Source organism: Neoroseomonas lacus (assembly GCF_014644535.1).
GTDB classification, from domain to species: Bacteria; Pseudomonadota; Alphaproteobacteria; order Acetobacterales; family Acetobacteraceae; genus Neoroseomonas; species Neoroseomonas lacus.
On the sequence record NZ_BMKW01000001.1, the window covers coordinates 606543 to 632866 of the forward strand.

25 protein-coding genes are annotated in these 26324 nt (G+C 69.2%); 13 read left to right on the top strand and 12 right to left on the bottom strand.

Translation table 11 applies throughout. The features are described from left to right. Nucleotides 1–86: 86 nt before the first annotated feature. Both IEY36_RS03010 and pdeM read left to right on the top strand, forming a co-directional pair. The gene (locus IEY36_RS03010; RefSeq protein ID WP_188965411.1) at nt 87–2627 is read left to right on the top strand and encodes a ligase-associated DNA damage response DEXH box helicase; all 2541 of its coding nucleotides are present in this window, start codon (nt 87–89) and stop codon (nt 2625–2627) included. Continuing rightward, complete coding sequence (pdeM, locus tag IEY36_RS03015; protein WP_188965412.1) at nt 2627–3346, top strand: ligase-associated DNA damage response endonuclease PdeM; 720 nt, start codon at nt 2627–2629, stop codon at nt 3344–3346. Before IEY36_RS03010 ends, pdeM begins: the two co-directional genes overlap by 1 nt. 7 nt (nt 3347–3353) lie before the next feature. On the opposite strand, the gene IEY36_RS03020 is transcribed toward pdeM, so the two are convergent. Both IEY36_RS03020 and IEY36_RS03025 read right to left on the bottom strand, forming a co-directional pair. Continuing rightward, a complete protein-coding gene (locus IEY36_RS03020) occupies nt 3354–4319 on the bottom strand; it encodes a sulfotransferase domain-containing protein (RefSeq protein ID WP_188965413.1) in 966 nt (321 codons plus the stop codon). Between the two features lie 150 nt (nt 4320–4469). Next, nucleotides 4470–5672, bottom strand: coding sequence for a Zn-dependent hydrolase (locus IEY36_RS03025; RefSeq protein WP_188965414.1), 1203 nt, complete (start codon nt 5670–5672; stop codon nt 4470–4472). A gap of 139 nt (nt 5673–5811) precedes the next feature. Between IEY36_RS03025 and IEY36_RS03030 the strand changes: the two genes are divergently transcribed. The 3 genes from IEY36_RS03030 (at nt 5812) to IEY36_RS03040 (ending at nt 8659) form a co-directional block, all read left to right on the top strand. Further along, nucleotides 5812–6021, top strand: coding sequence for a hypothetical protein (locus IEY36_RS03030; protein ID WP_188965415.1), 210 nt, complete (start codon nt 5812–5814; stop codon nt 6019–6021). 77 nt (nt 6022–6098) lie between these two features. Then, nucleotides 6099–7031 carry a Bug family tripartite tricarboxylate transporter substrate binding protein gene (locus IEY36_RS03035; RefSeq protein WP_188965416.1) on the top strand — a complete coding sequence of 311 codons (933 nt, stop codon included), beginning with the start codon at nt 6099–6101 and terminating at the stop codon, nt 7029–7031. A gap of 176 nt (nt 7032–7207) precedes the next feature. Then, the gene (locus IEY36_RS03040) at nt 7208–8659 is read left to right on the top strand and encodes an N-acyl-D-amino-acid deacylase family protein (protein ID WP_188965417.1); all 1452 of its coding nucleotides are present in this window, start codon (nt 7208–7210) and stop codon (nt 8657–8659) included. A gap of 46 nt (nt 8660–8705) precedes the next feature. On the opposite strand, the gene IEY36_RS03045 is transcribed toward IEY36_RS03040, so the two are convergent. From IEY36_RS03045 to IEY36_RS03065, 5 genes are all read right to left on the bottom strand, one after another. After that, on the bottom strand, nt 8706–9239 hold the full coding sequence (locus tag IEY36_RS03045) for a carboxymuconolactone decarboxylase family protein (protein ID WP_188965418.1): 534 nt from the start codon (nt 9237–9239) through the stop codon (nt 8706–8708). A 54-nt stretch (nt 9240–9293) separates the two neighbouring features. Further along, complete coding sequence (locus IEY36_RS03050; RefSeq protein WP_188965419.1) at nt 9294–9773, bottom strand: MaoC family dehydratase; 480 nt, start codon at nt 9771–9773, stop codon at nt 9294–9296. Then, nucleotides 9770–11395, bottom strand: coding sequence for a hydantoinase B/oxoprolinase family protein (locus tag IEY36_RS03055; protein ID WP_188965420.1), 1626 nt, complete (start codon nt 11393–11395; stop codon nt 9770–9772). Before IEY36_RS03055 ends, IEY36_RS03050 begins: the two co-directional genes overlap by 4 nt. Continuing rightward, on the bottom strand, nt 11392–13461 hold the full coding sequence (locus tag IEY36_RS03060) for a hydantoinase/oxoprolinase family protein (RefSeq protein ID WP_229681059.1): 2070 nt from the start codon (nt 13459–13461) through the stop codon (nt 11392–11394). The genes IEY36_RS03055 and IEY36_RS03060 overlap by 4 nt, the downstream gene beginning before the upstream one ends. Before the next feature lie 138 nt (nt 13462–13599). Next, the gene (locus tag IEY36_RS03065) at nt 13600–14586 is read right to left on the bottom strand and encodes a hypothetical protein (RefSeq protein WP_188965422.1); all 987 of its coding nucleotides are present in this window, start codon (nt 14584–14586) and stop codon (nt 13600–13602) included. Nucleotides 14587–14727: 141 nt separating this feature from the next. On the opposite strand from IEY36_RS03065, the gene IEY36_RS03070 reads away from it, so the two are divergent. The 4 genes from IEY36_RS03070 (at nt 14728) to queF (ending at nt 17804) form a co-directional block, all read left to right on the top strand. Further along, the gene (locus IEY36_RS03070) at nt 14728–15099 is read left to right on the top strand and encodes a TorF family putative porin (protein ID WP_188965423.1); all 372 of its coding nucleotides are present in this window, start codon (nt 14728–14730) and stop codon (nt 15097–15099) included. A 70-nt stretch (nt 15100–15169) separates the two neighbouring features. Then, entirely contained in the window at nt 15170–16210 is a 1041-nt protein-coding gene (queA, locus tag IEY36_RS03075; protein ID WP_188965524.1) for a tRNA preQ1(34) S-adenosylmethionine ribosyltransferase-isomerase QueA, read from the top strand. Beyond that, nucleotides 16207–17334, top strand: coding sequence for a tRNA guanosine(34) transglycosylase Tgt (tgt, locus tag IEY36_RS03080; protein ID WP_188965424.1), 1128 nt, complete (start codon nt 16207–16209; stop codon nt 17332–17334). The genes queA and tgt overlap by 4 nt, the downstream gene beginning before the upstream one ends. After that, the gene (queF, locus tag IEY36_RS03085) at nt 17331–17804 is read left to right on the top strand and encodes a preQ(1) synthase (RefSeq protein WP_188965425.1); all 474 of its coding nucleotides are present in this window, start codon (nt 17331–17333) and stop codon (nt 17802–17804) included. The genes tgt and queF overlap by 4 nt, the downstream gene beginning before the upstream one ends. A gap of 9 nt (nt 17805–17813) precedes the next feature. On the opposite strand, the gene IEY36_RS03090 is transcribed toward queF, so the two are convergent. After that, a complete protein-coding gene (locus IEY36_RS03090) occupies nt 17814–18203 on the bottom strand; it encodes a VOC family protein (protein WP_188965426.1) in 390 nt (129 codons plus the stop codon). A gap of 73 nt (nt 18204–18276) precedes the next feature. On the opposite strand from IEY36_RS03090, the gene queG reads away from it, so the two are divergent. The 4 genes from queG to IEY36_RS03110 all read left to right on the top strand — a co-directional run bounded on the left by queG (nt 18277) and on the right by IEY36_RS03110 (nt 21109). Next, complete coding sequence (queG, locus tag IEY36_RS03095; protein ID WP_229681060.1) at nt 18277–19317, top strand: tRNA epoxyqueuosine(34) reductase QueG; 1041 nt, start codon at nt 18277–18279, stop codon at nt 19315–19317. After that, nucleotides 19314–20018: a 7-cyano-7-deazaguanine synthase QueC gene (gene queC, locus IEY36_RS03100; protein WP_188965427.1), complete on the top strand. Its 705-nt coding sequence runs from the start codon at nt 19314–19316 to the stop codon at nt 20016–20018. The genes queG and queC overlap by 4 nt, the downstream gene beginning before the upstream one ends. After that, nucleotides 20015–20572, top strand: a complete 558-nt coding sequence (locus IEY36_RS03105) for a VUT family protein (protein WP_188965428.1) — start codon at nt 20015–20017, stop codon at nt 20570–20572. Before queC ends, IEY36_RS03105 begins: the two co-directional genes overlap by 4 nt. Nucleotides 20573–20641: 69 nt before the next feature. Next, nucleotides 20642–21109, top strand: coding sequence for a YybH family protein (locus tag IEY36_RS03110; RefSeq protein WP_188965429.1), 468 nt, complete (start codon nt 20642–20644; stop codon nt 21107–21109). A gap of 167 nt (nt 21110–21276) precedes the next feature. Here IEY36_RS03110 and IEY36_RS03115 read toward each other — a convergent pair whose 3' ends face one another. The 4 genes from IEY36_RS03115 to IEY36_RS03130 are packed head-to-tail and all read right to left on the bottom strand — an operon-like array spanning nt 21277 to nt 26323. Continuing rightward, nucleotides 21277–22800: a Stf0 family sulfotransferase gene (locus IEY36_RS03115; protein WP_188965430.1), complete on the bottom strand. Its 1524-nt coding sequence runs from the start codon at nt 22798–22800 to the stop codon at nt 21277–21279. Between the two features lie 3 nt (nt 22801–22803). Continuing rightward, nucleotides 22804–23697: an FkbM family methyltransferase gene (locus IEY36_RS03120; protein ID WP_188965431.1), complete on the bottom strand. Its 894-nt coding sequence runs from the start codon at nt 23695–23697 to the stop codon at nt 22804–22806. Next, the gene (locus IEY36_RS03125; RefSeq protein ID WP_188965432.1) at nt 23697–24107 is read right to left on the bottom strand and encodes a hypothetical protein; all 411 of its coding nucleotides are present in this window, start codon (nt 24105–24107) and stop codon (nt 23697–23699) included. The genes IEY36_RS03120 and IEY36_RS03125 overlap by 1 nt, the downstream gene beginning before the upstream one ends. Then, nucleotides 24104–26323, bottom strand: a complete 2220-nt coding sequence (locus tag IEY36_RS03130) for a glycosyltransferase (RefSeq protein ID WP_188965433.1) — start codon at nt 26321–26323, stop codon at nt 24104–24106. The genes IEY36_RS03125 and IEY36_RS03130 overlap by 4 nt, the downstream gene beginning before the upstream one ends. Nucleotide 26324 lies beyond the last annotated feature (1 nt).

Here is a 26324-nt window from a genome sequence, read left to right on the forward strand (position 1 = left end):
CCTGCGTAGGCCCGCCCCGCGCGCACGGATTTGTTGCAGCGCAAACGGCTTTCGCCGGCCGTGAATGGCCGTCATAGTCAGTGCGAATGAGAACATTGCCAGAACCATTCGCCGGCTGGTTCGCCGCGCGCGGCTGGACCCCGCGCAGGCACCAATTGGCCCTGTTGGACGCCGCGAAGCAGGGCGAGCATGTGCTGCTGCTCGCGCCGACCGGTGGTGGCAAGACGCTGGCGGGGTTCCTGCCCTCCCTGGTGGATCTGGCGGGTAATCCGCGCGACGGGCTGCACACCATCTACATCTCGCCGCTCAAGGCCCTGGCGGTGGACATCGCGCGCAACCTGACCGCGCCGGTCGAGGAGATGGGCCTGCCCATCACCATCGAGACCCGCACCGGCGACACCCCGGTCAATCGCCGCGCGAGGCAGCGGGAGAACCCACCCAACCTGCTGTTGACCACGCCGGAGAGCCTGACGCTGCTGCTCTCGCTGCCTGAGGCGCCGGCGCTGTTCGGCGGACTGGCGGCGATCGTGGTGGATGAGGCGCATGCGCTGGCCGGGACCAAGCGCGGGGACCAGCTGGCTCTGTGCATCTCCCGGCTGGCGGCGCTCGCGCCGGGGGCCCGCCGGGTTGGGCTTTCGGCGACCGTGGCGCATCCCGAGGCGTTGCGCGCCTGGCTGTCCCCGACCGCGCGAGCCGAGGATGTCCGGCTGGTGGAGACGCGCGGCGGCGCGCTGCCTGTCTTCGATCTGCAATTGCCCGAAGGCCGCCTGCCCTGGGGCGGGCATATGGGGCTGGCGTCGGCGCCCGAAATCTATCGGCGCATCGAGGCCGCGCGGGTGACCATCGTCTTCGTCAACACGCGTGCCCAGGCAGAGCTGATCTTCGCCGCGCTGTGGCGGCTGAACGAGGCGGCGCTGCCCATCGCCATGCATCATGGCAGCCTGGAGATCGGCCTGCGCCGCAAGGTGGAGGCCGCGATGGCCGAAGGGCGGCTGCGCGCGGTCGTGGCGACGGCCTCGCTCGACCTCGGCATCGACTGGGGAAATGTCGACCAGGTGATCCAGGTTGGCGCGCCCAAGGGCGTGTCGCGGCTGTTGCAGCGGGTCGGGCGGGCCAATCATCGGATGGATGAACCCTCCCGCGCCGTGCTGGTACCAGCCAACCGTTTCGAGGTGGTGGAATGCGTCGCTGCGACCGAGGCCGTCGAGGCCGGCGATCTGGATGGCGAGGCACCGCGGCCCGGCGGACTCGATGTGCTCGCCCAGCATGTGCTGGCGGTGGCGTGCTCGGCGCCGTTCCACCCGGATGAGCTGTACGCCGAGGTCATCCACGCCGGCGCCTATGCCACGCTGACGCGGCGCGACTTCGACGATGTGGTGGGCTTTGTCGAGGATGGCGGCTATGCGCTCGCCGCCTATGACCGCTTCCGCCGGCTGTTCCGGGATTCCGAAGGGCGGCTGCATGTCCGCGGCAAGCAGGTCGAGCGGCAGTTCCGCATGAATCTCGGCACCATCGTCGAGACGCCGATGCTCAAGGTGCGGTTGCGCGGCGGCGGCGTGGTGGGCGAGGTGGAGGAGTGGTTCGTCTCCACGCTGGAGCCGGGCGACTGCTTCCTGTTTGGCGGGCAGGTGCTGCGGTATGAACGGCTCGATCCCGGCGCGGTCATTGTCGGGCGCGGCGGGGAGGGTGAACCGCGCGTGCCGGTCTATGCCGGCAGCCGCATGCCGCTGACGACCTATCTCGCCGCCCGGGTGCGCGCCATCCTGTCCGACCCGCGCCGCTGGCGGCAACTGCCCGAACCGGTGAAGGAATGGCTGCGGCTGCAACGATTGAAATCCGAATTGCCGCCCGGGGACGGGTTGCTCATCGAGACCTTCCCGCGCGGCGGCAAATGGTTCCTGGTCGCCTATACCTTCGAGGGCAAGCTGGCGCATCAGACGCTCGGCATGCTGGTGACCAAGCGGATGGAAAAGCTCGGCATGGCGCCGCTCGGCTATGTCGGCACGGACTACGTGCTGGCGATCTGGTCCGCCTTCGAGCCGGCCAACGTCGAGGCCCTGTTCACCGAAGACATTCTCGGCGACGAGATGGAGGAGTGGCTCGCCGAATCCTCCATGCTGCGGCGGACCTTCCGCAACATCGCGACGATCGCCGGGCTGATCGAGAAGAACCACCCTGGCCAGGAGAAATCAGGCCGCCAGATGACGATGAATTCGGATTTGATCTACGACGTGCTGCGCCGGCACCAGCCGGACCACATCCTGCTGCGTGCGACGCGTGCTGAGGCGGCGCAGGGGCTGACCGATGTCGCGCGCATCGCGACGCTGCTGGCACGCGTGAAGGGGCGCATCCGGCATCGGGTGCTGGAGCAGGTCTCGCCGCTGGCAGTACCCGCGCTGATCGAGGAAGGCCGCGAATGGGTGGCCGGCGGGGCGGAGGATGCGCTGCTCGCCGAGGCCGCCGCACTGGTGGAGGAGGCGACCGATGGCGCCGAGCATTTCGCCGAGACGCTGGCCGAGGTGACCGACCCCCTGCCGGTGCGCGGTACCTCCGTCGCGCGGGCGAGGTCGCGCGACAAGCGGCGGTCGCGCTATATCCGCGGCGCTCCGAAGATGGTGACAGGCTGATGATCGCGGCTCCGATTCACATCGCTGGCGAAAGGCTGATGCTCGACCCGGCCGGCGTGCTGCACTGGCCGGCGCGGCGGACGCTGGTGGTCGCCGACCTGCATCTGGAAAAGGGCAGCGCCTTCGCCGCGCGTGGGCAGTTGCTGCCGCCCTTTGACACGCGGGAGACGCTGGCGCGCTTCGTGCCGCTGCTGCGCCGCTACGGGCCTCGGCGCGTGGTGTTCCTTGGCGATTCGTTCCACGACGATGACGGTGTCGCGCGCTTGCAGGCGCAGGACCGGGTGGCGCTGGTGCAGGCGCTGGAGGGCGCCGAGGTGGTCTGGGTCGCCGGCAATCACGACCCCTCCCCGCCGGCCGGATTGCCCGGCGTGGTGGTGGCGGAATTGCGCGACGGCCCCTTCACCTTCCGCCATGTGCCGACGGCGGGCGCGATGGGCGAGGTGGCGGGCCATCTGCATCCGAAGGCGACGGCGCCGACGCGGGCTGGTGGCGTCACCCGTGCCTGTTTCGTCACCGATGCGCGGCGCGTGCTGATGCCGGCCTTCGGCGCCTTCACCGGGGGGCTCGATGTCGGCGACATGGCGATCGCCGGGCTGTTCCCGCGCGGGTCGCGCGCCTTCCTGCTCGGGCCGGAGCGGCTGTACAGCTTCCCGCTCGCTGCGCGCCGGACGGCGGCGCGCAGCGTGACCTACACGCAGCCGACACTGACGATCGGGTAATGCCGCGTCAGACGCCCCGGCGCTGGCCGGTGGCGAGCCACTGCGCGGCTTCCTCGCCCAGTTCGGCCCGCGCGCGGGCTTCATAGGCGCGGCTGTCCTCGGCCGTCAGCACGTCGCGCCAGCGGCCATTGGTGCCCTTGTTGATGAAGACCTCGGGGCCGCCATCCCAGAACACGCCGCCGAGCGGCGCGGACATGGCCGCATGCGCCTTCATCCAGTCGAAGCTGCAATGTTCGAGGATGGCGGGCCAGCGATCCTCCTCGACCTGGATGTCGAGGAATTCGGCGATGCGGCGCATCTGTCCGGGCAGATCGGATTTCAGCGTCTCGAAATGCAGCAGCATCAAGTTCGGCAGGTCGCGGATCGCCCACCAGGACCGGACATTCTCCCAGAACGGCCAGAAGGGATGCCCGTCCCGCGCCAGCCATTCGAGGAAGTAGTCGCGCACAGATTCAGGCGGCGGTTCGATCGGCGGGCCGACGCGGCCGGGCGAATCGTTCAGCGCCTCGTACCAGAGCGCATTCGCATTGGCGTGGTGGTTGTGCATGCTCCAGACCACGTCGCGGCCGTCGCGCGCGATGTAGATGTATTTGACCTTCGGTGAATAGACGAGCGCATCCACCGGCAGATGGGTCTTGAGGAAGCGCCGCCCCTGCTGCGCATCGATGGCGGCGATCTTCTCCGCCTTGGGCGGCACGCGCAGATCAACCCAGGGTGAGACCGCGCCGACATCGACCTCCGGATCACCGCCGGACAGCAACTGCCCGACGATCTGCTGGGTCCAGGTGGTGCCTGACTTCGCATAAGTCGCGATGACGATATCGCCGTCACGGATGGCGAGGTCGTTCCACACCGTGGAATCGAAATGGTGGTTGTGCAGTTCGCGCGTCTTGCGCGGCCAAGCGACGGTGCCCGCGCTCGTCAGGGAAGGCGTCGCGTCGGCAACGCCGAGATCAGTCCTGTGTTCCAGCATGTCCATGATCCCTGCCAGCATCGCTGGGCCGACGCTGCGTCACGTCCGTCGCGCCGCGATGCGGTCGCGGCGAAACATGGCGCCATCGCCGTCGCGACGCCAGAGGCGAAACGTTCCCCGTTCGTGCGCGGGATCACAGAATGCGAAGGGTCAGGCGGCAAGGAACTTCGCCGCCGCGTTGCCCAGCACCTGGCAGCACAGGGCCAGATCCTCTTCCTTCGTGTCCTCCGCCCAATGGTGGCTTATGCCGCCGATGGACGGCGTGAACAGCATGGCCGCGGGCATGCGCTTGGCGATGTATTGCGCGTCATGGCCAGCGCCCGAGGGCATCCGCGTCCAGGCGCCCGGCGCTTCCTCCTGCGCTGCCGCTTCCAGCGCGGCCATCATCGCCGGGTCGCAGATCGCCGGGGTGGCGCGGGATTTCTGCATCAGGGATGCCAGGCACTTCTCGCGCCGGTTGTTCTCCTGCACCAGCGACCTCAGCGTCGCCTCCATCCGTTCGAGCACCGGGACGGAGACGTCGCGGAACTGGAAGAGCACCTCGGCCGTGCCGGGGATGATCGAGGGCGCACCGGGGTCGAGACTGATCCGCCCCGTCGTCCAGGTTGAGCGTTCGCCACAGACGCGGGGGAATTCCTGGTCGATCGCCGAGAGCAACCGTACCGCCGAGAGGCCGGCGTCCTTGCGCTCGGCCATGGAGGTGCCGCCGGCATGGTCCTGCTGGCCCTCGAAGCGGATCAGCCATTGCCAGATGGCGACGATGCCGGTGACCACGCCGACGCGCAGACCCTTCGATTCCAGGTTGGTGCCCTGTTCGATGTGCATCTCGAAGAAGCCCTTGTGGCGGCCTGGTTCGAGTTGCATGCGTGGCTTGCCGGCGAGGCCCGCCTCGGCCAGCGCGTCACGCAGGGGCTGGCCGTCATTGCGGCTGCGCGAGCGGTCGATCTCTTCTTCCGACAGTTCGCCAATGATCGAGCGCGAGCCAAGGAAACCGCCCTCGAAATGCCCTTCCTCATCGGCGAAGGCGCAGACATCGACGGGCAGGCCGGCCCGGGCCAATGCAACCGCGGTCATGACGCCGAGCGCGCCGTCCAGCCAGCCGGCCTGGTTCTGGCTTTCGATGTGGCTGCCCACCAGCAGATGCGGCCCGGGCCCCTTGTGTCGGCCATAGACATTGCCGATGCCGTCGATTGAGGCTTCCAGCCCGCATTCCGTCAGGCGTTCCATCAGCCAGCGGCGCGATTCCATGTCCTGCGGCGAATAGGTCGGGCGATGGACGCCGGTCTTGTACGCGCCGATCTTCCGCAACTCGTTGAGGTCGCGCAGGAAGCGCTCGGTATCGATCCTCGGCATGGGCATGGTCCTTCACTTTGCCGGCCATGCTGCGGCGCAAAATCGCCTGCTGCAAGACGCAAGCTTAACGCTTCGGCAAGGTTGTTGGTCTTTCGTAGGGAGGCCGCAAACCGCGGCGATCCTGTCGGAGGCCGAAAAAATGACCGCCCTCGCGCACCCCCATCGTCAGCCCGAAGACCTGTCCTCGGTTGCCCTTCTCGAATCCGCGAAAGGGGCCGAACTGCATCTGCGTGGCCAGGCCGGAACGCTGCTGCGCGTGCCCCTTGGCAAGGCCAACCATCGGCGCGGGCTCACCGCGCTGGCGATGATGGCGGGCGCCCTGGGCGGCAAACCGGGCGGGCGCGCCTGACAGCGGGCTATCGCGCCGCTTCCACCTGCCGCTAGGCTTCCCCCGAACCCGCGACCACAGCGGGCCGGAGGAAGCGCATGAAACGACGTTGTGCCGCGATCATCGCGGCTGTGCTGCTGGCCGCGACGCCCGTGCGGGCGCAGGTCCAGATGATCGTCAACTTCTCCGCAGGCGGGCCGACCGACATCGTCGCCCGCCTCATGCAGAACGAAATGGCCGCCGCCCTCGGGCAGACGATGGTAATCCGGAATGTCGCCGGCGCGGGCGGCACCATCGGCACGGCCGAAGCGGCGCGCGCCAGGCCGGATGGCCAGACCATCCTGTTCAGCCCGGTCGGGCCGGTGGCGATCCAGCCGCATTTCCGGCGCGACCTGACCTATACCCTCGCGAACCTCGCCGCGATCTGCCAGGTGGCCGACAGCCCGGTCGTGATGATGACGCAGAAGAATTCCGGTCTGCGCACGGTGGCGGATGTGGTGGCGCGCGGCCGTGCCCAGGGGATGGACTTCCCCTTCGCCTCGACCGGCGCCGGTTCCATCCCGCATATCTCGATGGTCGGGCTGATGCGGCTGGCGAACATGCAGATGAACCACATCCCGTATCGCGGGTCGGGCGAGGTGATGCTCGCCTTCCAGCAGGGCCAGGTGCAGCTGTTCACCGACCAGACGCTGCTGATCCGGCAATACGACCTGCACCCGATCGCCTTCCTGACCGAGGCGCGCAATCCGGACTTCCCCGATGTGCCGACGATGCGCGAACAGGGCTACGACCTCGTCTACACTATCTGGTCGGGCCTTTACGCGCCGGCCGGTACGCCGGAGGCGGTGATGGCGCGCCTTGAGGCCGCCTGCGCGCGCACCATGCGCCACCCCGAAGTGGTGGCCGGCATGAACCGCGTTGCGCAGCCGATCCTCTATCGCGACCGCGCTGCCTTTGCCGCCTTCTCGCAAAGCGAGAGCGAGAAGTTCCGCTCGCTGATCGAAGCCGCCGGACTGCGCGCGGCGGAGTGAGAGCGGCGCGGTGGATCTCCAGGTCGAACGGCCTCGGCCCTCCTCCAGACCGCCCGCGGCCTGGGACGCCTGAACGCCCCTGGGCCTCGTGCCCTGGAGCCTGCCGAGGCAGGTGCGTCATGTTCCCAAGCCGGGCGGGGTGACGCAGGATGTGCGCGGTACAGGAGACCACGCACATGGCGCTTCGCTGCGACCTCGTCATCCGCGACGCGACGATCATTGACGGTTCCGGCCGCTCCGGCTTTCGCGGCGATGTGGGCGTCGATGGCGACCGCATCGTGGCCGTGGGTGATTTGGGCGCCGCGGTCGGGCAGCGCGAGGTTGCAGCCGGTGGCCGTGTCCTCGCCCCGGGCTTCATCGACGCGCATACCCATGACGACCAGATTGTCCTGCAGGGTGCGCAATGCATGTGCTGCAAGCTGTCGCAGGGCGTCACCAGCGTCGTCGTCGGCAATTGTGGCATCAGCCTGTCGCCGGTGCGGATGCCGACGCGGCCGCCCGCGCCGCTCGACCAGATCTGCGCGCCTGAATGGTGGCACTTCGGGTCGTTCGGCGAGTATGCGGAGCATCTGCGGCGCGAACCGCCGGCGGTGAATACGCTGGCGCTGATCGGCCACATGTCGCTGCGCGTCGGCGCGATGGGCGGCGATACGCAGCGTGCCGCGACGGACGGCGAGGCGGAACGCATGCGCGGCTGGCTGGCCGAGAGCCTCGCCGAGGGAGCGGCGGGATTCTCGACAGGCTTGTTCTACCCGCCATCGAAGCATGCGCCGACCGATGAGGTGATCGCCGTGGCCGAGGCGCTGCGCGCGCATCGCGGCCTCTACGTCACGCATATGCGCGACGAGGCGAACCACGTCCTCGACAGCATCGAGGAGACGCTGCGCATCGGCGAAAGCGTCGGCGCGCCCGTCATCATCAGCCATCACAAATGCGCCCAGCCGGAGAACCACGGACGGTCGCGCGAGACGCTGCCGCTGATCGAGAGCTACGCGGCCCGTTACCCGGTCGCCTTCGATGTCTATCCCTACACCGCGTCCTCGACCTCGCTCGCCGCGCGCGACCCGCGGCCGGATGTGCCCGTGCAGGTGACCAATTCCCTGCCCCACCCGGCCATGGCCGGGCGCATGCTGGCCGACATCGCCGGCGACTGGGGTGTGTCACTGATCGAGGCGCGCGACCGGCTGCTGCCGGCGACCGGCGTCTTCCACAACATGGCTGAGGAGGATGTGCGCCGCATCATGGCGCATCCGCTCTCGATGATCGGCAGCGATGGCGGGCCGCTCGCCAGCAAGCCGCATCCGCGGTTGTGGGGGACGTTCCCGCGCGTGCTCGGCCACTATGTGCGTGAGCTCGGGTTGATGGATCTGGAGATGGCGATCCACAAGATGACCGGCCGCACCGCGATGGTCTTCGGCATCGCCGATCGCGGCACGATCAGCCCCGGCGCCTTCGCCGATCTCGTGCTGCTCGATGCCGCGACGGTGAAGGACCGCTCTAGCTGGGACGATCCGATCCAGCCGGCGGACGGGATCATCGAGACCTGGGTAAACGGGCAGTCGGCCTATGTGCACGGGGCCGGCGTCACCGGGGCATGCGCGGGGCGGCTGCTGCATCGGCACGCGTGACGCAAGGAGGGCGCGCCCTCCCCCGCCGCGCGGTCGGACGGCGGGCTCAGGCCTCGGGTAGAGGGTCAGCGCCGTTGATCTCCAGCGCCTCCAGCACCCGGGAGACGCAGTTGTAGCCGGCGATGGTGACCGTGAGTTCCACCAACTCGCGCGGGGGGAACAAGGCGCGCACCGCCGCGGCCACATCGTCGGGCACATGCACGTGCCGCGTCATCGCGTCGCAATAGGCAAGGGCTGCGCGTTCCGTCGCATCGAAGGCATCGCTGCCGTGCCAGTCGCGCAGCGCGTCGAGCTGCGCCTGGGTCGCGCCCTCCTTCAAGGCGATCGGCGCATGGGCCTCCCACTCATAGGGCGCGTCGTTGATCGCCGCGACGCGGCACATCATCAACTCGCGGATCTTGCCAGAGAGCGTGGAGTTCCAGCGCACCGCGTCGAACATGGTGATCCAGCCCTGCGCGACCGGCGGGGCGTGCAGCAGCATGCGGTGCAGATGGCCGATCTTCCGGCGCGATGCGCGGATCGTCTCAGCGGCCTCGCGCAGATCGGGCTGCGCGGGGTCGGCATAGGGAATGCGGGCCATGGGGTTCGTTCCTCCGTTGCGCTGAGTGTGGCGCGGCGGAGGATCGCCGTGAAGTCAGTCGGGACGACGGCGCAGCAGGTAGCGCTGGCGGCCATCCATCACCAATTCGCCCTTCTGGTTGTGCACGGTGCTGCGCAAGCCGATGACGCCGGTGGACCGCTGCGGCGTCACCTCATCCACTTCCAGCGCGGCATAGAGCGTGTCGCCGACGAAGACCGGATGCAGGAAGCGGCTGGATTGTTCGAGGAAGCCCTTCAGCGATTCCTCGACCATGTGCGGGAACATTCCCGCCCCCGCCGCGGTCTGGATCACCACCTGGAAGCCATGGGCGAGCATGTGCGGCATGCCGCGGGCGCGGCAATATTCCACGTCGTAATGGACGGGATGGTTGTCGCCGGAGGCGGCCTGGAAGGCGAGGAAGATCGCCTCCGTCATGGTGCGGCTGGGCAGGATGAAGCGTTCGCCGAGGACGAAATTTTCGAACCAGCGCTGCTGCGGCACCATGTGGTGCGCGGTGGGGTCGAAGTCGGTCATGCGTAGCCCTGTTCTGCATCGCGCGTCCGCGCCGCCGGGTCGCGTGCGGCCGGCGCGCCGAAGCCGCCGCCGCCCGAGGTCTCCAGCCGCACGATGTCGCCCTTGAGCAGCCGAACGCCATCCGACTTCGGCGGGATCGGCGTCTCGACGCCGTCGCGGATGCGCAGCAGTCGGCCGAGGCTGCCTGGCTGCCCGCCGGCCAGGCCGTAGGGCGGGAAGCGGAAGCGGTCCATGTTCGCGGTGAACACGCCGGCCGGGCTGTCCACCCGCCATTCGCGCACCAGCCCGAGCCCGCCGCGATGCTGCCCCGCCCCGCCCGAACCGGGCACCAGCCCGTAATGGGTGATGGTCAGCGGCATCTGGCTCTCGATCATCTCGACCGGGATGTTGGAGTTGTTGTGCATACCGAAGGACCAGGCGTTGACGCCATCCTTCGCCGGGCTCGCGCCGGTGCCGCCGATCTCGATCTCGACCAGCACCTCGCGCGATCCGTCCTCGCCCTCGGTCTGGAAGGTCGCGACATAGGAGCCGCCGTAATAGGCCGCGGGCATCCGGTCCGGCAGTGCCTGGTGCAGGCAGCCGAACATGACATTGGCCAGCCGGTGCGAGACCGCGACCCGGTGCGCGACAGAGGCCGGCGCGCGGCATGACGTCACACTGCCCTCGCGATGGATGATGCGGATGGGCCGATAGCAGCCGGCATTGGCCGGCATCGCGCCATCGGTCGCGGCGATGATCGAGTAGTACACAGCGCAATTGGACATCGCCGGCGTGCAGTTGATCGGACCGCGCTGCTGGTCAGCGCAGCCCGAGAGGTCGACGGTGATCTCGTCTCCCGCGACCGTCAGCGACACATGCAGCCGCACCGGATCGGCCGAGATGCCGTCATCGTCGAGGAAATCCACGAACTCATAGGTGCCGTCGGGCATGTCGCGGATCGCGGCGCGCATCGCCGTCTCGCTCATGTCGAGGATGCGCCCCGCCGCCTCGATCAGCGCCGCCGCGCCATAGCGCGTGGTCAGCCTCCGGATCGACGCCGAGCCGACCTCGAGGCTCGCCAACTGCGACTGCAGATCCCCCAGCATCAGGGCCGGCTTGCGGACGTTCTGGCCGATCATCGCCCAGAGCGCCTTGTTCAGTACGCCCTTCTCGATCAGCTTCAGCGGCGGGATGCGGATGCCTTCCTGGAACACCTCGGTCGCCGTCGCGGCGTAGGAGCCAGGCGCCATGCCGCCCATGTCGATGTGGTGGCACAACGTGCCGACATAGGCGATGCGTTGGCCTTGGTGGTCGACCGGCTTGAAGGCCAGCACGTCGTTCAGGTGCTGCCCGCCGCAATAAGGGTCGTTGGTGATGACGACATCGCCCTCATCCCAATCCGACGCATCGACGAAGCGGTCGAGCAGCGTGCGCAACGCCGCGCCCATGGAATTCAGATGCTGCGGGATGCGCGCGGATTGCGCGACGTTGTTGCCGGCCGCGTCGAACACCGCGGTCGAGTAATCCAGCAACTCGCGCACGGTGGTCGATCGGCTGGTGCGCCAGATGGTGATGTCCATCTCGGCGGCGGCGGCGGTCAGAGCATTGCGGATGACCTCGATTTCGATCGGGCCGAGCGTCATGGCGTCTCCCTCCGCGCGATCAACGTGCCCGCGGCGCCAAGACGCGCGGTCCAGCCGCGCGTGATCCAATGGGTGGCGAAGGCTTCCTCCACCACGGCCGGGCCTTCGATGGTGTCGGCCGCGGTCATCGCCTCGCGGTCCCAGATGGGGATGTCGCGCCAGGCACCGGTCTCGAAGACACGGCGCGTGCCCTTGCGCGCCGGGCGCTCGGCCGGTGGCGGGTCGCCCAGTTCGGGTTTCTCCAGTAGCCCGGTCGCGATGGCGCGCAGCGTGACGATCTCCACCGGGTCGCCCGGATTGGCATAGGAGAAGCGCTGGCGATGGGTGTCGTGGAAGGTCTCGACCAGCGCGGCGAGATCCGCGGCGTCCGGCGCGCTGAGCTCGCCCCAGCGAATCAGCAATTCAAAGGCCTGGCCGTGGTAGCGCATGTCGGCGGCGATCGTGATGCGCCGGCGCTCGGACGGGATGCCGTCCTCGGCCAGCCGCGCATCGGCCTCCGCCCGCAGGGCGGCGATCGCTTCGGTGATGGCGGTGAGGTTCACCGGCTCGGCGCGCACCAGGCGCGACCGCGCGATGTCCTGCGTCAGGTCGGAGAACAGGATGCCATAGGCCGACAGCGTGCCGGGCTCGCGAGGAAAGGCGACCTCGGTGATGCCGAGTTCGCCCGCCACCTCGGTCGCATGCAGCCCGCCGGCACCACCGAAGGACAGCAGGCAGAATTCCCGTGGGTCGAGCCCCTTCTCGAACAGCGACAGGCGGATCGCAGCACCCAGGCTCGCGTTGGTGACGGTCAGGATGCCTTCCGCCGCCTGCTCGACGCCGAGACCGAGCGGCGTGCCGACGCGCAATTGCAGCGCCGCCCGCGTGCCCGGCATGTCGAGCTTCATCATCCCGCCGAGGAAGAAATCCGGATCGAGCCGGCCCAAGGCGAGGTTGGCATCTGTCACCGTCGGCTCGGTGCCGCCGCGGCCATAGGAGACCGGCCCCGGCCGCGCGCCCGCGCTGCGCGGCCCGACCGTCAGGCGGTTTCCGGCATCGACCGACGCGATGGACCCGCCGCCGGCACCGATGGTGCGCATCTCGACCATCGGCAGGCGCACCGGCAGGCGGTCGATCTCGCCCTGGGTGATCACTGCGACGCGGCCATCCTGCACGACCGACACGTCGAAGGACGTCCCGCCCATATCGACCGCGACGAGGTTCGGCCGGTCCAGCAACCCGGCGAGCCGCCCCGCCGCCAGCGCCCCACCCGAGGGGCCCGACAGCAGCAGCCGCGCCGGCTGGTTGGCGGCCATGCGCAGGCTGCACACCCCGCCATTGGACTGCACGAGGAACACCAGCGGCCGGAACCCGCCCTCCCCGAGCCGCGCTTCCAGCCGGTCGAGATAGGCCTTCACTACCGGCACCAGCAGCGCGTTCAGCACCGTGGTCGAGGTGCGTTCGTATTCGCGGATCTCCGGCGATATCTCCGACGACAGCGAGACCGGCAAGTCCGGCCGCGCGGCGCGCAGCATCGCCGCGAGGCGCTGTTCATGCGCCGGATTGGCGTAGGCATGCAGCAGCGACACCGCGACGCATTCTGCTCCGAGCGTGGCTATGCGGTCGAGCAAGGCGGGCATCGCGGCCTCGTCCAGCGCTACCTCGACCGTGCCATCGGCGCGCAGGCGTTCCGGCACGCCGAGGCGCCGGTCGCGCGGGATCAGCGTCGGGAACGGGTCCGGCGACAGGCCGTAGATGTCGCGGCGGACATGGCGGTTGATCTCGAGCACATCCTCGAAGCCGGCCGTGGTTAGCAGCACGCCCTTGGCCAATCTGCGTTCGAGCACCGCATTGGTCGCGATGGTGGTGCCATGCAGCAGCAGCCCGACCTCGGACAGGGCGAAGCCGAAGCGTTCCGATGCCTCGGTCACCCCGCGCAGCAGGCCGATCGAGGGGTCCTCTGGCGTGGTCGGCGTCTTCCAGGCCCGCGCGATGCCGTGCCGGGCGTCGAGGATCTGCAGATCGGTGAAGGTGCCGCCGATGTCGACGGCGATGCGCACGGGACGCGGTGTGGCGGCAAGTGTCACGCGGGGCCTTTCCCAGCACGGTTCGAGTGAGCGCGGCGGCGCGCGGCGCATGCGCGGCCTTCGCGCACTCGACCATGCGAGGACCGCCACGTCGAGGGCCGGCCTCCCGCCGAGCCGCGCGGCGCGCCGACGCGGCGTTCAGCAGGGGTCGTTGCGCACGCGGTCCGCGGCGCCAACCAGGCGGAAGCTCCACGGATCGACGGCCTCGGGGTCCACCGTCACCACCACGGCCCGGACATCCCGTTCACCAGGAACCATGATGCGGGTGAGATTCGTCGCGGTGGCGAATGGGCGGTCCTGCAACCAGGTGTGGCTGTCGCCATGGATCAGTAGCACGGGGCGGCCGAAGGCGGCGGCCTCGCTCGCCAATGCGGCGCGCATGGCGACCAGGCCGCTGGTCTGGCCACGGCCGCAGCGGGCCGGGTAGTCGATATCGGCTTGCATCGCCAGCACCACGGCGCGGGCATTGCCCTGCCGCGCCGCCGCGAACGTGGCGGCCAGCCAGACGCGGTTGGCGGCGTCGCGCGCCTCGAATTCGGCCATCGCCCCTTCCGGCGGGCGCGAAGCCGGGCGTTCATCCGGGTCGGTCGGCCGGTTGTTGTTGCTGCCGATCACATGCAGGGTCGCGAAGACGACGCCGCCGCGCTCCCAGCGGGCGTTCTCGACGAAGGCGGCGTGAGTCGGGTCGGCATCGGCCTGGCGGGTGACGGGCATGGGCCGGCCCAGGCTGCGCGCGTCGCGGAAGAACCGCGCCCGGATCAATGCCAGGCGTTCCAGCGGGTCGAAGCGGCCGGCGCGGTCCTGCCAGCAATCGGTCCATTCATTGTCGCCCGGCGTATAGACCAGTGGGTGATTGGCGAGGGTCATCCAGGTGAAGGCGCGCAGCACGCGTTCATCGGTGCAGAGTTCCGACCCACCCTTGGTGTCGCCGACAAAGATGGAAAACGCCGGACGTGCCGCGTTGATCTCGCGCATCAGCGCCGCGACACGGCCTTCCTCGGCCGGGCAGTCCTGCGGCGCACCCGGAGTGCAATAGGGCATGTCGCCGAAGGCGACGAAGTGGAAGGGTTCGGCCGAGGCGGGCATGGCCAGCAAGGTGGCGATCAGGGCAAGGGCGTAGCGCATGCGGGCCTCCGTGGAAGGTCAGGTTGGCCGAGCCGCCGGGTCCGCACCATCCCACCTTCGTGACAATTGGCGCAGCTCGATACGCAATCCATCCGTTCCGATATAGGATTGATGATTTTCTCCCTGATGTAAGGAGCCGCCATGCACGCCACCCTATTTCTCGCCCTCGCCCTTTCCGCCCCGGCTGACTTGGTGATCCCGGTCCAGGCCAGCACGGCCTTCGACGGCACCTGGTCGGGCACCGGCACGCTGACCCAGCGTCGCGGCCGAGGAACTTCGTGCGGCCCGGAGACCACCAACCGCCGCTTCACGATCCAGGGCGGGCAGATCACCTGGGCGTATGACAACCGCTATGGGGTCAGCTTCAGCGGCCCGATCCAGGCCAATGGCAGCTTCGATCTGGCCAGTGGGAACAATCGGCTGCAGGGCCAGGCCACCGGGTCCGACATGACCGCCACCTACACCAGTTCGGAATGCGTGCGCAGCTTCCAGATGCGCCGGCGGCGGGACTGAAGCGCGGCGGTTGCGTCAGGCGGCCGCGCGGGTTACCGCCCCGCCCGTGACCGCCACCCCCAGCGCGCCCCTGCGCACCGCCGATTTCGACTTCGACCTGCCCGATGCCCTGATCGCCCAGGCGCCGGCCCGGCCGCGCGATACCGCGCGCCTGCTGGTGGTGCGGCCTGACGGCGTGGCCGATGCCGGCATCCGCGCCCTGCCCGACCTGCTCCGCCCGGGCGATGTGATGGTGGTGAACGACACCCGCGTCATTCCCGCCAGACTGCGCGCCAGGCGCGGCCAGGCGCGGATCGAGGTGATGCTGAACCGCGCCGAGGATGGCGGCGTCTGGCAGGCGCTGGTGCGCAATGCCCGCCGCCTGCGCGAGGGCGACACCATCGTGATCGAAGGGGCCGAGGATTGCACCGCGACGGTGCTCGGCGCGCCGGAGGACGGCGCGGTGCTGCTCGATTTCGGGCGCGACCCGGCGGTGCTGGCGCGCGCCCTGGCGACCGCCGGCGAGATCCCGCTGCCGCCCTATATCGCCCGACCCGACGGCCCGCGTCCCGAGGATGCGGTCGACTACCAGCCGATCTTTGCCGCCCGCCCCGGCGCGGTGGCGGCGCCGACCGCCAGCCTGCATTTCACCGAACAGCTGCTGTGGGCGATCGCCGACCGGGGCGTGACGCGGGCGACCGTCACATTGCATGTCGGCGCCGGCACCTTCTTGCCGATGCGCGGTGATGACCCGGCCGCCCACCGCCTGCATGCCGAATGGGGCGAGGTTTCGCCGGAGGCGGCGGCCACCATCAACGCGGCGCGCGAGGCCGGCGGGCGGGTCGTCGCCATCGGCACCACCGCGCTGCGCCTGCTGGAGTCCGCGGTGGATGAAGCGGGGCGCATCCAGCCCTTCCGCGGCCTGACCGACATCTTCCTGCTGCCGGGGCATCGCTTCCGCAGCGCGGATCTGCTGATGACCAATTTCCACCTGCCGCGCAGCACGCTGTTCATGCTGGTCTGCGCCTTTGCTGGGACCGAGCGCATGAAGGCCGCCTATGCCCACGCTGTGGCCGAAGGCTATCGCTTCTATTCCTACGGCGATGCCTCGCTACTGGAGCGCGCGCCATGACGCTGCATTGGACGCGGGACGCGGCCGACGGCGCGGCTCGCGCCGGGTTGTTGCACACCGCGCATGGCGAAGTACCGACGCCGGTCTTCATGCCGGTCGGCACCGCCGGCACGGTGAAGGCGATGACGGCCGATGCGGTGCGGTCGACCGGCGCGCGTATGGTACTCGGCAACACCTATCACCTGATGCTGCGCCCCGGGGCCGAGCGCGTGGACCGGCTCGGAGGGCTGCACAGGATGATGGATTGGCATGGGCCGATCCTGACGGATTCCGGCGGCTTCCAGGTCATGTCGCTGTCCGGCCTGCGCAAGATGGATGAGCAGGGCGTCACCTTCCAGAGCCATATCGACGGGTCGAAGCACCGGCTGACGCCGGAGCGCAGCGTCGAGATCCAGCGGCTGCTCGGCGCCGATGTGACGATGTGCCTCGATGAATGCACGCCCTTCCCGGCGACGGAGGCACAGGCGGCGGAGTCCATGCGGCTGTCGATGCGCTGGGCGGCGCGATGCCGGGAGGCCTTCGTGCCACGGCCGGGGCATGGGTTGTTCGGCATCGTGCAGGGCAGCACCTATCCCGAATTGCGCGCGGAGAGCGTCGCGGCGCTGACCGGCATCGGCTTCGAGGGCTATGCGGTTGGTGGCCTCGCGGTGGGCGAAGGGCAGGCGATGATGTTCGCCGTGCTCGACAGCACGGTGCCGCTGCTGCCGGCCGACAGGGCGCGGTATCTGATGGGCGTTGGCACGCCGTCGGACCTGGTGGGCGCGGTGCGGCGCGGCATCGACATGTTCGATTGCGTGATGCCGACGCGCTCGGGCCGCACCGGGCGAGCCTATACGCGGCGCGGCGTGCTCAACATGCGCAATGCGCGCCATGCCGACGATGCTGGCCCGATCGACCCGGATTGTTCCTGCCCGGCCTGCGCGCGGCATTCGCGCGCCTATATGCATCACCTGTTCAAGGCGGGGGAAATGCTCGGGCCAATGCTGCTGACCTGGCACAATATCCAGTACTACCAGGACCTGATGCGTGACCTGCGCGAGGGCATCATCGCCGGCACATTTGAGGAAACCGCCGCGCGGCTCGAGGCCGGATGGCGCGCGGATGACGAGGAGAAGGCGGCATGAGCGGCGGACCGGACCATGAATATCACGGGCTGACCCAGCTCGGCCGCCCGACCGCGCTGCCGGCGAGCCCTGCGGAAGCGGTGCTCGAGAAGGTGCGCGCACCGCATCCGGACCTGCGCTATTGCGTGCGCTTCACCGCGCCCGAATTCACATCGCTCTGCCCGCTGACCGGCCAGCCGGATTTCGCGCATCTGGTGATCGACTACGTTCCCGGCGAATGGATCGTCGAGAGCAAGTCGCTCAAGAACTACCTCGCTTCCTTCCGCAACCACGGGGCGTTCCACGAGGCCTGCACGCTGGATATCGCGCAGCGGCTGGTGGCGTTGCTGGCGCCGGTGTGGCTGCGCATCGGCGGGTATTGGTATCCGCGCGGCGGCATTCCGATCGACGTGTTCTGGCAGTCGGGCGCGGCGCCTGAGCGGGTGTGGATCCCGGCGCAGGAGGTCCAGCCCTATCGTGGGCGCGGCTGACCCGCCGCGTCAGATCTCCGCGTAGATCTCGATCACGTTGCCGTCCGGATCGCGGAAGAAGATCGTGCGATGGCCAAAAGCGTGGTCGGTCGGTGGCGAGACCAGCGTGACGCCCTGCACTTCCAGTTCCGTCGCGCAGGCGGCGACCATCGGCGGTGGAACGCGGAAGGCGAGTTGGACGGACAAGGCACCCTTGGGCGGCGGCGGATCGTCGAATCGTCCGCCATGCGTCGTCAGTGCCAGCAGGGTGGAGCCGATGCGGTATTCGAACCAGCGCTCGCTGAGTTGCCGTTCCAGGGAAAAGCCCATCACCTCCCCGTAGAAATGGCGCATGGCGGCAAGATCGCGCGCAAAGATCACGGTGTAGTCGATCTGGCGGATGTGGCTGAGGGCACGCATGCGACAAGTCTGGCAGAGCACGCACGGCGGGGCCAGACCGGGCGGCCTGATTGCGCTATGAACCCGGCATTCGATGATGGACCACCGTAGCGACATTCGCGACCAGGCCCTCTCCCTCGGCTTCGACGCCGTGGGCTTCACCCGCGCGCATCTGGCCCCGGAGGTCCGCGCGCGACTGATGCATTTCCTCGCCGAGGGTCGCCACGGCTCGATGGGCTGGATGGAAAGCCGCGCCGAGCAGCGCGCCCATCCGCGGGTGCTGTGGCCGGAGGCGGTCTCCGTCGTCGTGCTCGGGCTGAACTACGGCCCCGAGACCGACCCGCTCGAAACCCTGGCGCGGCGCGACCGTGCGACGATCAGCGTCTATGCCCGCAACCGCGACTACCATGACGTGCTCAAGAAGCGGCTGAAGGCGCTCGGGCGCTGGATGGCGGGGCGCTGGCCGGAAGCGGGGATCAAGGTGTTTGTTGATACCGCGCCGGTCGCGGAGAAGCCGTTGGCGCAGGCGGCGGGGCTTGGCTGGCAGGGCAAGCACACCAACCTCGTGTCGCGCGGGCTCGGATCGTGGCTGTTCCTGGGCGAGGTCTTCACCACCCTCGACCTCGGCGATGGTGTGCCGGACCGCGACCATTGCGGGTCCTGCCGCGCCTGCCTGGATGCCTGCCCGACTAAGGCCTTCCCGGCGCCGTATGAACTCGACGCGCGGCGCTGCATCTCCTACCTGACCATCGAACATCGCGGGCCGATCGACGTTGAACTGCGCCCGCTGATGGGCAACCGCATCTATGGCTGCGACGACTGCCTCGCGGTGTGTCCGTGGAACAAATTCGCCCAGGCGCACGCCGAACCTGCCTTCGCCCCGCGCGAGGCGCTGCGCGCGCCGCTGCTGGCCGAGTTCGCCATGCTGGATGACGCCGCCTTCCGCGCGCTGTTCTCGGGCAGCCCGATCAAGCGCATCGGCCGCGACCGCTTCGTTCGCAACGTGATGGTGGCGATCGGCAATTCGGCCGATGCTGCGCTGCGCCCTGTCGCGCAGGCGCTGACCGAGGATGCCGACCCGGTGGTGGCCGATGCCGCCCGCTGGGCCGCCATCAGGCTGGAGGAGACCGAATGAGGGACGACGCAGCCCTGGTGCTGTTCAGCGGCGGGCAGGATTCCGCCACCTGCCTCGCCTGGGCGCTGGACCGCTTTGCCCATGTCGAGACGCTCGGGTTCGATTACGGCCAGCGCCACCGCGTGGAACTCGATTGCCGCGCCGGCTTCCGCGACGCCCTGCCGGCCATCGAGCCAGGTTGGGCAGCGCGGCTGGGGCCGGACCACACGTTGCGCCTCGATGCCTTGGGCGAAGTCTCCGACACCGCCCTCACCCGCGATGCCGAGATCCGCATGGGCGCCGAGGGCCTGCCCAACACCTTCGTCCCCGGCCGCAACCTGGTTTTCCTGACCTTCGCCGCGGCGCTGGCCTACCGGCGCGGGATCAAGCACATTGTCGGCGGCATGTGCGAGACGGATTATTCCGGCTACCCCGACTGCCGCGACGACACCATCAAGGCGCTGCAGGTGGCGCTGAACCTCGGCATGGAGCGCCGCTTCGTGCTGGAAACCCCGCTGATGTGGCTGTCCAAGGGCGATACCTGGCGGCTGGCGGAACAGCTTGGCAGCGCGGGTCTGGTGGCGGCGGTGGTCGAGCACACCCATTCCTGCTACCTCGGCGACCGGACCAACCGTCATCCCTGGGGCTTCGGCTGCGGCACCTGCCCGGCCTGCGAGTTGCGCGCCAAGGGCTGGCAGGATTTCGTGGCGGAGAGACTATGACCCTGACCCCCCGCGCCGAGGGCGTGCTCGCCCTGATCGGCTTCGGCCTGTGCATCCCCGCCGCCAATTGGCTGATCGGCAATGTAGGAACCTTCTGCGTGCCGAATGGGCCCTGTCTGGTACCGGTCGCGCCGGGGCTGATGGCGCCCTCGGGCGTGCTGATGATCGGCCTCGCGCTGGTGTTGCGGGATCTGGTGCAGCGGCGGCTCGGCGTCGGCTTCTCCGCCGCGGCGGTGCTGGCCGGCGCGTCGTTGTCGGCCTTCCTCGCGCCGCCCTCGCTGGTGCTGGCCTCGGCCGCCGCCTTCCTGCTCAGCGAATTCGCCGACCTCGCCGTCTATACCCCGCTGCAGAAGCGCCGGCTGGTGCTGGCGGTGGCGGCGAGCGGCGCAGTCGGGCTGGTGGTCGATAGCCTGGTTTTCCTGTGGCTAGCCTTTGGCAGCCTCGACTTCCTGGCCGGCCAGGTGGTCGGCAAGGCCTGGATGGTACTGATCGCCCTGCCCTTCGTGCATCTGATGCGCCGGCGCGACGAACGGCTCGGCATCCAGCCGGCCTGACCGAGACCCATTGACCACACCGGCGGGGCCACGTTGAGCTTGCCTCCGCCGCAACATGGTGAACCCTGCATGACCAACCTGCCGATCCCCGACGCCGATGCCGCGACCAAGGCCGAGATCATCGACTGGCTCGAACGCTTCTTCGCCTGCGTGCGCGAGGTGGATTTCAAATCCGCCTACCCGTTCTGGCACGACGACATCGTGATTTTCGGCACCTTCCAGGAGCTGGTGCGCAGCCGGCAGGCCTGGACCGACACGCAATGGTCGAATGTCTGGCCGCGCACCAAGGACTTCACGCTGGATGCCGCGAATACCGAGGTGCTGGCCTCGGGCGACGGGTCGATGGCGGTGGCGATCCTGCCCTGGACCAGCACCGGCTTTCACCCCGATGGCAGTGAGTTTCCCCGCCCCGGCCGTGCGACCATCGTGCTGCAGAAGCAGCCGGACGGGCGCTGGCTTGGTGTCCATAGCCACATGTCGCTCGGCCGCGGCGTGCCGCAGGACAGCCACGGCAATCGGCCGATCAAGGCCCGGTAGAGCCCGTCGCATCAGGCCGGGATCAGCCCGATGGTGATCATGCTCGCTCAACCGGATTGAGCCGCATCATTCACCTGTAGGGTTGGCCCGGACAGCCCACCTACGCCTGCCCTGCAGGACGTGCCTGGTGCCGCCAACCGCCCCGGGGGCGGCACCACGTCACCGTCCTACAGACGATAGAAATCGCCCAGGAACCGTTCCCGCAGCGTGGCCGAATAGGCGTCGCGCTGGCGCCGCAGTGAAACCCGCAGGACCGGTGCCGCGACCGACAGGCCAAGCTCGCCGAGCAGACGGCCCATGCTGGCGGCCGGGTCCGCTTCCATTTCCTCATAGGTGACGTGGAACGGCATGATCCCCGCGCAGGCAAAGAAGTCGTCCCACAGCCTGTCATGGAGTTCGATCTCGTGCAGGGCCTCGCGGATGGCCTTGAAGTCGTAGTCGAGTTCCGGCTCCGCCCCCTGCGCATAAACATGCCAGCGCCCGGAATTCTTGGCGCGCCAGAAGGAGATGGCCTGGTCGACCTTGTCGGCCCGGCGCACCTGCACCCATTGCGTCGGCCCGAACAGCGCCGCGAAGGCAGCGGCTTGGTCACGGCCATGTCCCGTGGCCTCGGCGAGCCGGGCGATATGCGGCCACATCACCTTGCTGGCGAAGCATCCGTCCTGCGCGCCGGCGAAAACATCGCGCAGGAAGGTGGCGAAGGCCTCGCCGGGCGGGGCGGTGATGTGGCGCCAGGCTTCGGCGAAACGTTCAAGATCGAGCCCGGGCATGCCGTTCTCCCGCAGCAGCGACGACACATAGGTGCTGCCCGAGCGGAAGGTGCTCGCGACGATCACTGCCCGTTCGATGCCGTGCTCGGCAAGGGCGTCCCGCCAGATGGCGCTCGCCGCGGCGCGACGCTCGGCGGCCGCCTCCGGCGGCGGCGCGCGACGAGGCAGCATGCGGTCGGCCACGGGTTTCAGCTCGGCTTTTGCCGCGCCACCGACGCGCGTCGCGTTGTGTTCGACCACCAGCAGCTTGCCCTGGCCGCTCGCGGCGGCGAGCAGAAAGCGGCGCACCGGTTTGAGATAGGCGCAGATGTCGTCGGCGAAGGCCTCGGTGCTGACGTCGTCGAAGATGAGCAGCGCCTGGTCGGCCGCGAGCTCGGCGATGCGCGGCATGGTGCGCGCCGCCTCGGCCGCACCGTGCACGGCGTCGCAGAATATCATGCCGTAGCGGCGCCCCAGCGGTGCCGTGAGCAGGTCGCCACGCAGGATGCCGTTGACCTGGCCGAGCAGCGCATTGCGACGCAGATTCTCGATCAGCACCGCGATCGACCCGCCGGGATGGAACACCGCCGCGGCCACGCTGCCGCCGGCATTGTCGAGGTTCAGCTTCTGGCCGAAGCGTTCCTGCCATTCGGTGGCGGAACACGGCCCGAAATCCACGATGTCAAAGACCGGCGCCGGGTGGCGGCCGCCGTCGCGTAGCCCAGCCGCGATGGCGCTGCTGGAGCGCCCGATCCAGGAACCGACCTCCAGCACGGGCCCCGCCGTGCGGCGCGCGAGGGTATAGAGGATGCGGAGCTCGATGGGCCGCATCCAACCATCCGGATAGGGGTAGGGCAGCTTCGGCAGCGGGTCGAGCCGATCGAGTGCGAGCCCATCCGCATCCCATGGGTCGCCGAGGTCGGGTTCTTCGATATCGGCCATGGCTCAACGCACCGCCAACAGGTTGCAATAGGTTCGCGCGGCGAAATCCGCCGCGGTCAGGGGTGTGCCGGCGGCGGGGTCGGGCCCTGCCTCGGCCTCGAACAGGCGATAGCCGGCGGCTTCGAGCAGCCGCGGCGTCTCCATCGGGTCGAAGCCGGCCTCGCGCAATTGCGGCACCGACCATTCGATCACGAGGCGCAGCCCGTCGCGCGCCAGTGTTTCGGTCGCACCACGCAGCACGGCGGGCTCGAAGCCCTCGACGTCGATCTTGATGAGGTCGACGCGTGGTTCATCGCGCAGCACGTCGTCGAGCCGCGTGACGGTCACGCGATGGGTGCGCAGCGTGCGCCCCTCGGCCGCGATCGGCGCCAGCGTGCCATTCGCCGAACGGTCATCGGGGATGGTCAGCACCATCGCGCCGGGGCTCTCCGCCACGGCTACCGGCTCGATGCGTACCGGCGCGCCGGACCAGTTGATGCCGACATTGGCGTGCAGCAGCCGCAGCAGATCTGGGTTGGGTTCGATGGCGATCACGCGCGACCCCGCCGCGCGCCCCAGCCGCGCCGCGAGCAGGCAGGTGAAATAGCCGAAATTCGCCCCCACATCGACGAAGACCGACCCGGGCGGGCAGAGCCGCGGCAGCAAGGCCGAGAGCTGCGCCTCCCATTGCCGGTAGACGACCAGTTGCGGCGTCATCACCATGTCGCGCGCCGGCACCAGGTACTTCACCTGGTGGATGGTCTGCACGAGCAGATCATCCGGCCCCATCGGCACGGCGAAGGGGCCGACGAGTTGGCGGATCTCGCGCAGCACGCGCTCCATGCCGACCAGCCGCTGTTCCATCGCGGCAAGGCGCGCCGCCATCGCCTCGATGCCGTCGGGCGCTTCGGTTTCCACTAATGCCCTCCAGGCGCGATGCGCAGATGCAGGTCGAAGCCGCTCACCGGACGCTCGGCCGCATGGGCGCCGAGTGCGGCGGTCAGCGCATCGCCGGCCGCGCGCACGGTCGCTTCCGCCTGCGTCAGCGCGGCGATCGCGGCGGCCAGCCCTTCCTCGGTCTCGCGCAGGCGGATCGCGTCAGGCCCCTGCGGCCGTGGTGAGGCAGCGCCTCCGCGCGGACCTGTCGCGGCCCTGATCGCGCCGGCGACATCGCCGGGCACGCTGCCACGACGCAGCAGCAGATACGCCAGCAACTCCTCCCACGACCCGACCAGCGCGGCGAGGCGCTCAGCTTCCCTGGGGGACGGCACGGGTTCGAACAAGGCGATCGCGTCGCGGGCGGCGGCGGCGTCCAGCTGACGCATCATTCTGCCGCCTGCCGGGCCGCGCGCTGCCCGGTGGCGCGCCGATAGGCCGCCTCGATCGCATCCAGCATGTGGTCCATCCTGTATTTGGTCTCGAAGCTGTGGCGGGCGCCGGCGGCCAGGCGCTCGCAGGCGTCGCGGTCGCGGCTGAGGTCAAGAAGCGCGGCGGCGATGGAAGCGGCAGCCTCCGGCGTATCGGGCACCAGGCGGCCATCGACGCCATCGGTGACGACCTCAGCGAGGCCGCCCGCCGCCAGTGCCACGACAGGGCGCCCCGCCGCCATCGCCTCGATCGCGACGAGGCCGAAGGACTCATAGCGGCTCGGCACCAGCACAACGTCCGCCTCGCGATAGGCCTGTTCGAGCGCGTCACGCGGGAGAAGGCCCAGGAAACGGGCGCGCGGGTGGTGTTCGAGCCGGCTCGTCGCCGTCTCGGTCATCACCGCGCGGGCCTCCTCGTCGAGTTCGCCCCCGGCGAAATGGATCTCGACGTCGGGCCGTTCGGCCAGCAGCGCGGCGCCGGCGGTCAGGGCGAGGTCAAAGCCCTTGCGTGGCTCGAACCGCCCAACGAAGAGCACACGGAAGAAGTCGCGCCGGGGGGCGGGGCGGGTCCGGGCCAGCAGGTCCGCGGTGCCATGCGGCGCGATGACGCTGCGCCCGGGCGCGAGACGTATGCCGTAGGCCGCCTCGATATCGGTGAGGATCGCCTGCGAATTCGCCAGCAGCATCGGCGCGCCGAGCAAGGCGCGACGCTCGGCGCGGATCATGCGCTGGACCATGAAATGGTCGTAGAGCGGCCGGGCCAGCCATTCCGGCTTGTGCGGCCGCGCCAAGGCGTAGGTGGTGTGCAGCGACATCACCAGGGCGATGTCCGGATCATCGATGCAGGCCAGCGCCTCCAGGTCCCAGATCGGGAAGGAGACGAGGTCGAGGCCGAAGCTCTTGATAGCCTGAACCTCCCGCCAGACGCGGCGGTTCCAGGCGGCGATATTGGGCGGCAGGTCGTGGGTCAGCATCGGCCCGGCCGCGCCGGCCGCCTCCGGCCGCAGGGCATGGATCCACAGGCCACCTTCGAAGTGGACCGACTCCTCCTCCTCCTCCGCCGCCGCGCGCGTGATGACATGCACGGCATGCCCACGCGCGGCGAGGCCGCTCGCGACTGCCTCGCTCCAGCGGGCGATGCCGGCCTCGGTTGCGGGGGGCCAACCCTGGCTGACCAGGCAGACCCGGAGGCCGGGTTCAGGTCGGGGCAGCGGCCTGAAGGGTTCGGTCACGGCCTCTCGGCGCAGGTCGCCGCCCGAGATCGCGCCGCGCCGGCGGGCGAGCGTCTGCCCTTCCATGATGCCTGCCTCGAGGTCTTGGTCGAGCGAGGCTCGGTGTGTCGGGTGGATCAACCGTTCCGTCTCGAGCCAGCGGTTCGAGTCGAGGAGTTCGCGCCGATATCCCGCGAGCGCTTCCGCAGCGCGGTCCATGCTCTGCGCCGCGCCATGGCGCATGATGAAATAGGCCTTGCTGACCGCGGAGGGATACAGCGTGCGGGCGATGCGCCGGGTGTCGCGGATATGGCTCGCCGCATATTGGTGGAACACGAGCGCGGTCGGTTCATAGACCACGCGGTGCCCGGCATCGACCAGGCGCAGGCACACATCCGTCTCGTCAAGCAGATAGGCGAAGGCGTGGTCGAAGCCGCCGATGGCCGCGAGCGCGGTGCGACGGAAGCTAGAATTGGTGCCCAGCAGGGAGGGGTAGAGCGGCGTGCCCGGTCGGCACAGCGGGCGTTCGTCGAAGAAGTCCGAGACGTGGTGGGCGTGGCCGAAGCGGTCACACAAGGTCTTGCGCGCCTGGAAGCGCATCCCGGTGTTGTCGACCGTGAAGCCGCCGACCGCGGCGACGTTCGGGTTGCGGTAATGCTGCACGATGTGCGCGAGCCAGTCGGGATGCGGCACGGCGTCGTCATCGAGAAAGGCGACGACGTCGCCAGAGGCGGCAGCGATGCCGATATTGCGCGAGACGGACAGGTTTCGCTCGGCGCAATCGCGCTGCTTGATGCGTCCACGCCAGGCATTGAGCACGGCGGCAGTGTCGTCTCCGGACGGGCCGTTGACGACGACGACCTCGAGCGGGCCATAGCGCAGCCCAGCGATGCCGAGCAGCGCGTTGCGTAGGTATGCCGCGCGATCGCAGGTGTTGACGATGATGGAGACGGACGGGATAGCCATG

Coding starts and splice junctions, on each gene's coding strand:
- IEY36_RS03010 (WP_188965411.1), top strand. CDS start 87: ATGAGAACATTGCCAGAACCATTCGCCGGCTGGTTCGCCGCGCGCGGC.
- pdeM (WP_188965412.1), top strand. CDS start 2,627: ATGATCGCGGCTCCGATTCACATCGCTGGCGAAAGGCTGATGCTCGAC.
- IEY36_RS03020 (WP_188965413.1), bottom strand. CDS start 4,319: ATGCTGGAACACAGGACTGATCTCGGCGTTGCCGACGCGACGCCTTCC.
- IEY36_RS03025 (WP_188965414.1), bottom strand. CDS start 5,672: ATGCCGAGGATCGATACCGAGCGCTTCCTGCGCGACCTCAACGAGTTG.
- IEY36_RS03030 (WP_188965415.1), top strand. CDS start 5,812: ATGACCGCCCTCGCGCACCCCCATCGTCAGCCCGAAGACCTGTCCTCG.
- IEY36_RS03035 (WP_188965416.1), top strand. CDS start 6,099: ATGAAACGACGTTGTGCCGCGATCATCGCGGCTGTGCTGCTGGCCGCG.
- IEY36_RS03040 (WP_188965417.1), top strand. CDS start 7,208: ATGGCGCTTCGCTGCGACCTCGTCATCCGCGACGCGACGATCATTGAC.
- IEY36_RS03045 (WP_188965418.1), bottom strand. CDS start 9,239: ATGGCCCGCATTCCCTATGCCGACCCCGCGCAGCCCGATCTGCGCGAG.
- IEY36_RS03050 (WP_188965419.1), bottom strand. CDS start 9,773: ATGACCGACTTCGACCCCACCGCGCACCACATGGTGCCGCAGCAGCGC.
- IEY36_RS03055 (WP_188965420.1), bottom strand. CDS start 11,395: ATGACGCTCGGCCCGATCGAAATCGAGGTCATCCGCAATGCTCTGACC.
- IEY36_RS03065 (WP_188965422.1), bottom strand. CDS start 14,586: ATGCGCTACGCCCTTGCCCTGATCGCCACCTTGCTGGCCATGCCCGCC.
- IEY36_RS03070 (WP_188965423.1), top strand. CDS start 14,728: ATGCACGCCACCCTATTTCTCGCCCTCGCCCTTTCCGCCCCGGCTGAC.
- tgt (WP_188965424.1), top strand. CDS start 16,207: ATGACGCTGCATTGGACGCGGGACGCGGCCGACGGCGCGGCTCGCGCC.
- queF (WP_188965425.1), top strand. CDS start 17,331: ATGAGCGGCGGACCGGACCATGAATATCACGGGCTGACCCAGCTCGGC.
- IEY36_RS03090 (WP_188965426.1), bottom strand. CDS start 18,203: ATGCGTGCCCTCAGCCACATCCGCCAGATCGACTACACCGTGATCTTT.
- queG (WP_229681060.1), top strand. CDS start 18,277: ATGATGGACCACCGTAGCGACATTCGCGACCAGGCCCTCTCCCTCGGC.
- queC (WP_188965427.1), top strand. CDS start 19,314: ATGAGGGACGACGCAGCCCTGGTGCTGTTCAGCGGCGGGCAGGATTCC.
- IEY36_RS03105 (WP_188965428.1), top strand. CDS start 20,015: ATGACCCTGACCCCCCGCGCCGAGGGCGTGCTCGCCCTGATCGGCTTC.
- IEY36_RS03110 (WP_188965429.1), top strand. CDS start 20,642: ATGACCAACCTGCCGATCCCCGACGCCGATGCCGCGACCAAGGCCGAG.
- IEY36_RS03115 (WP_188965430.1), bottom strand. CDS start 22,800: ATGGCCGATATCGAAGAACCCGACCTCGGCGACCCATGGGATGCGGAT.
- IEY36_RS03125 (WP_188965432.1), bottom strand. CDS start 24,107: ATGATGCGTCAGCTGGACGCCGCCGCCGCCCGCGACGCGATCGCCTTG.
- IEY36_RS03130 (WP_188965433.1), bottom strand. CDS start 26,323: ATGGCTATCCCGTCCGTCTCCATCATCGTCAACACCTGCGATCGCGCG.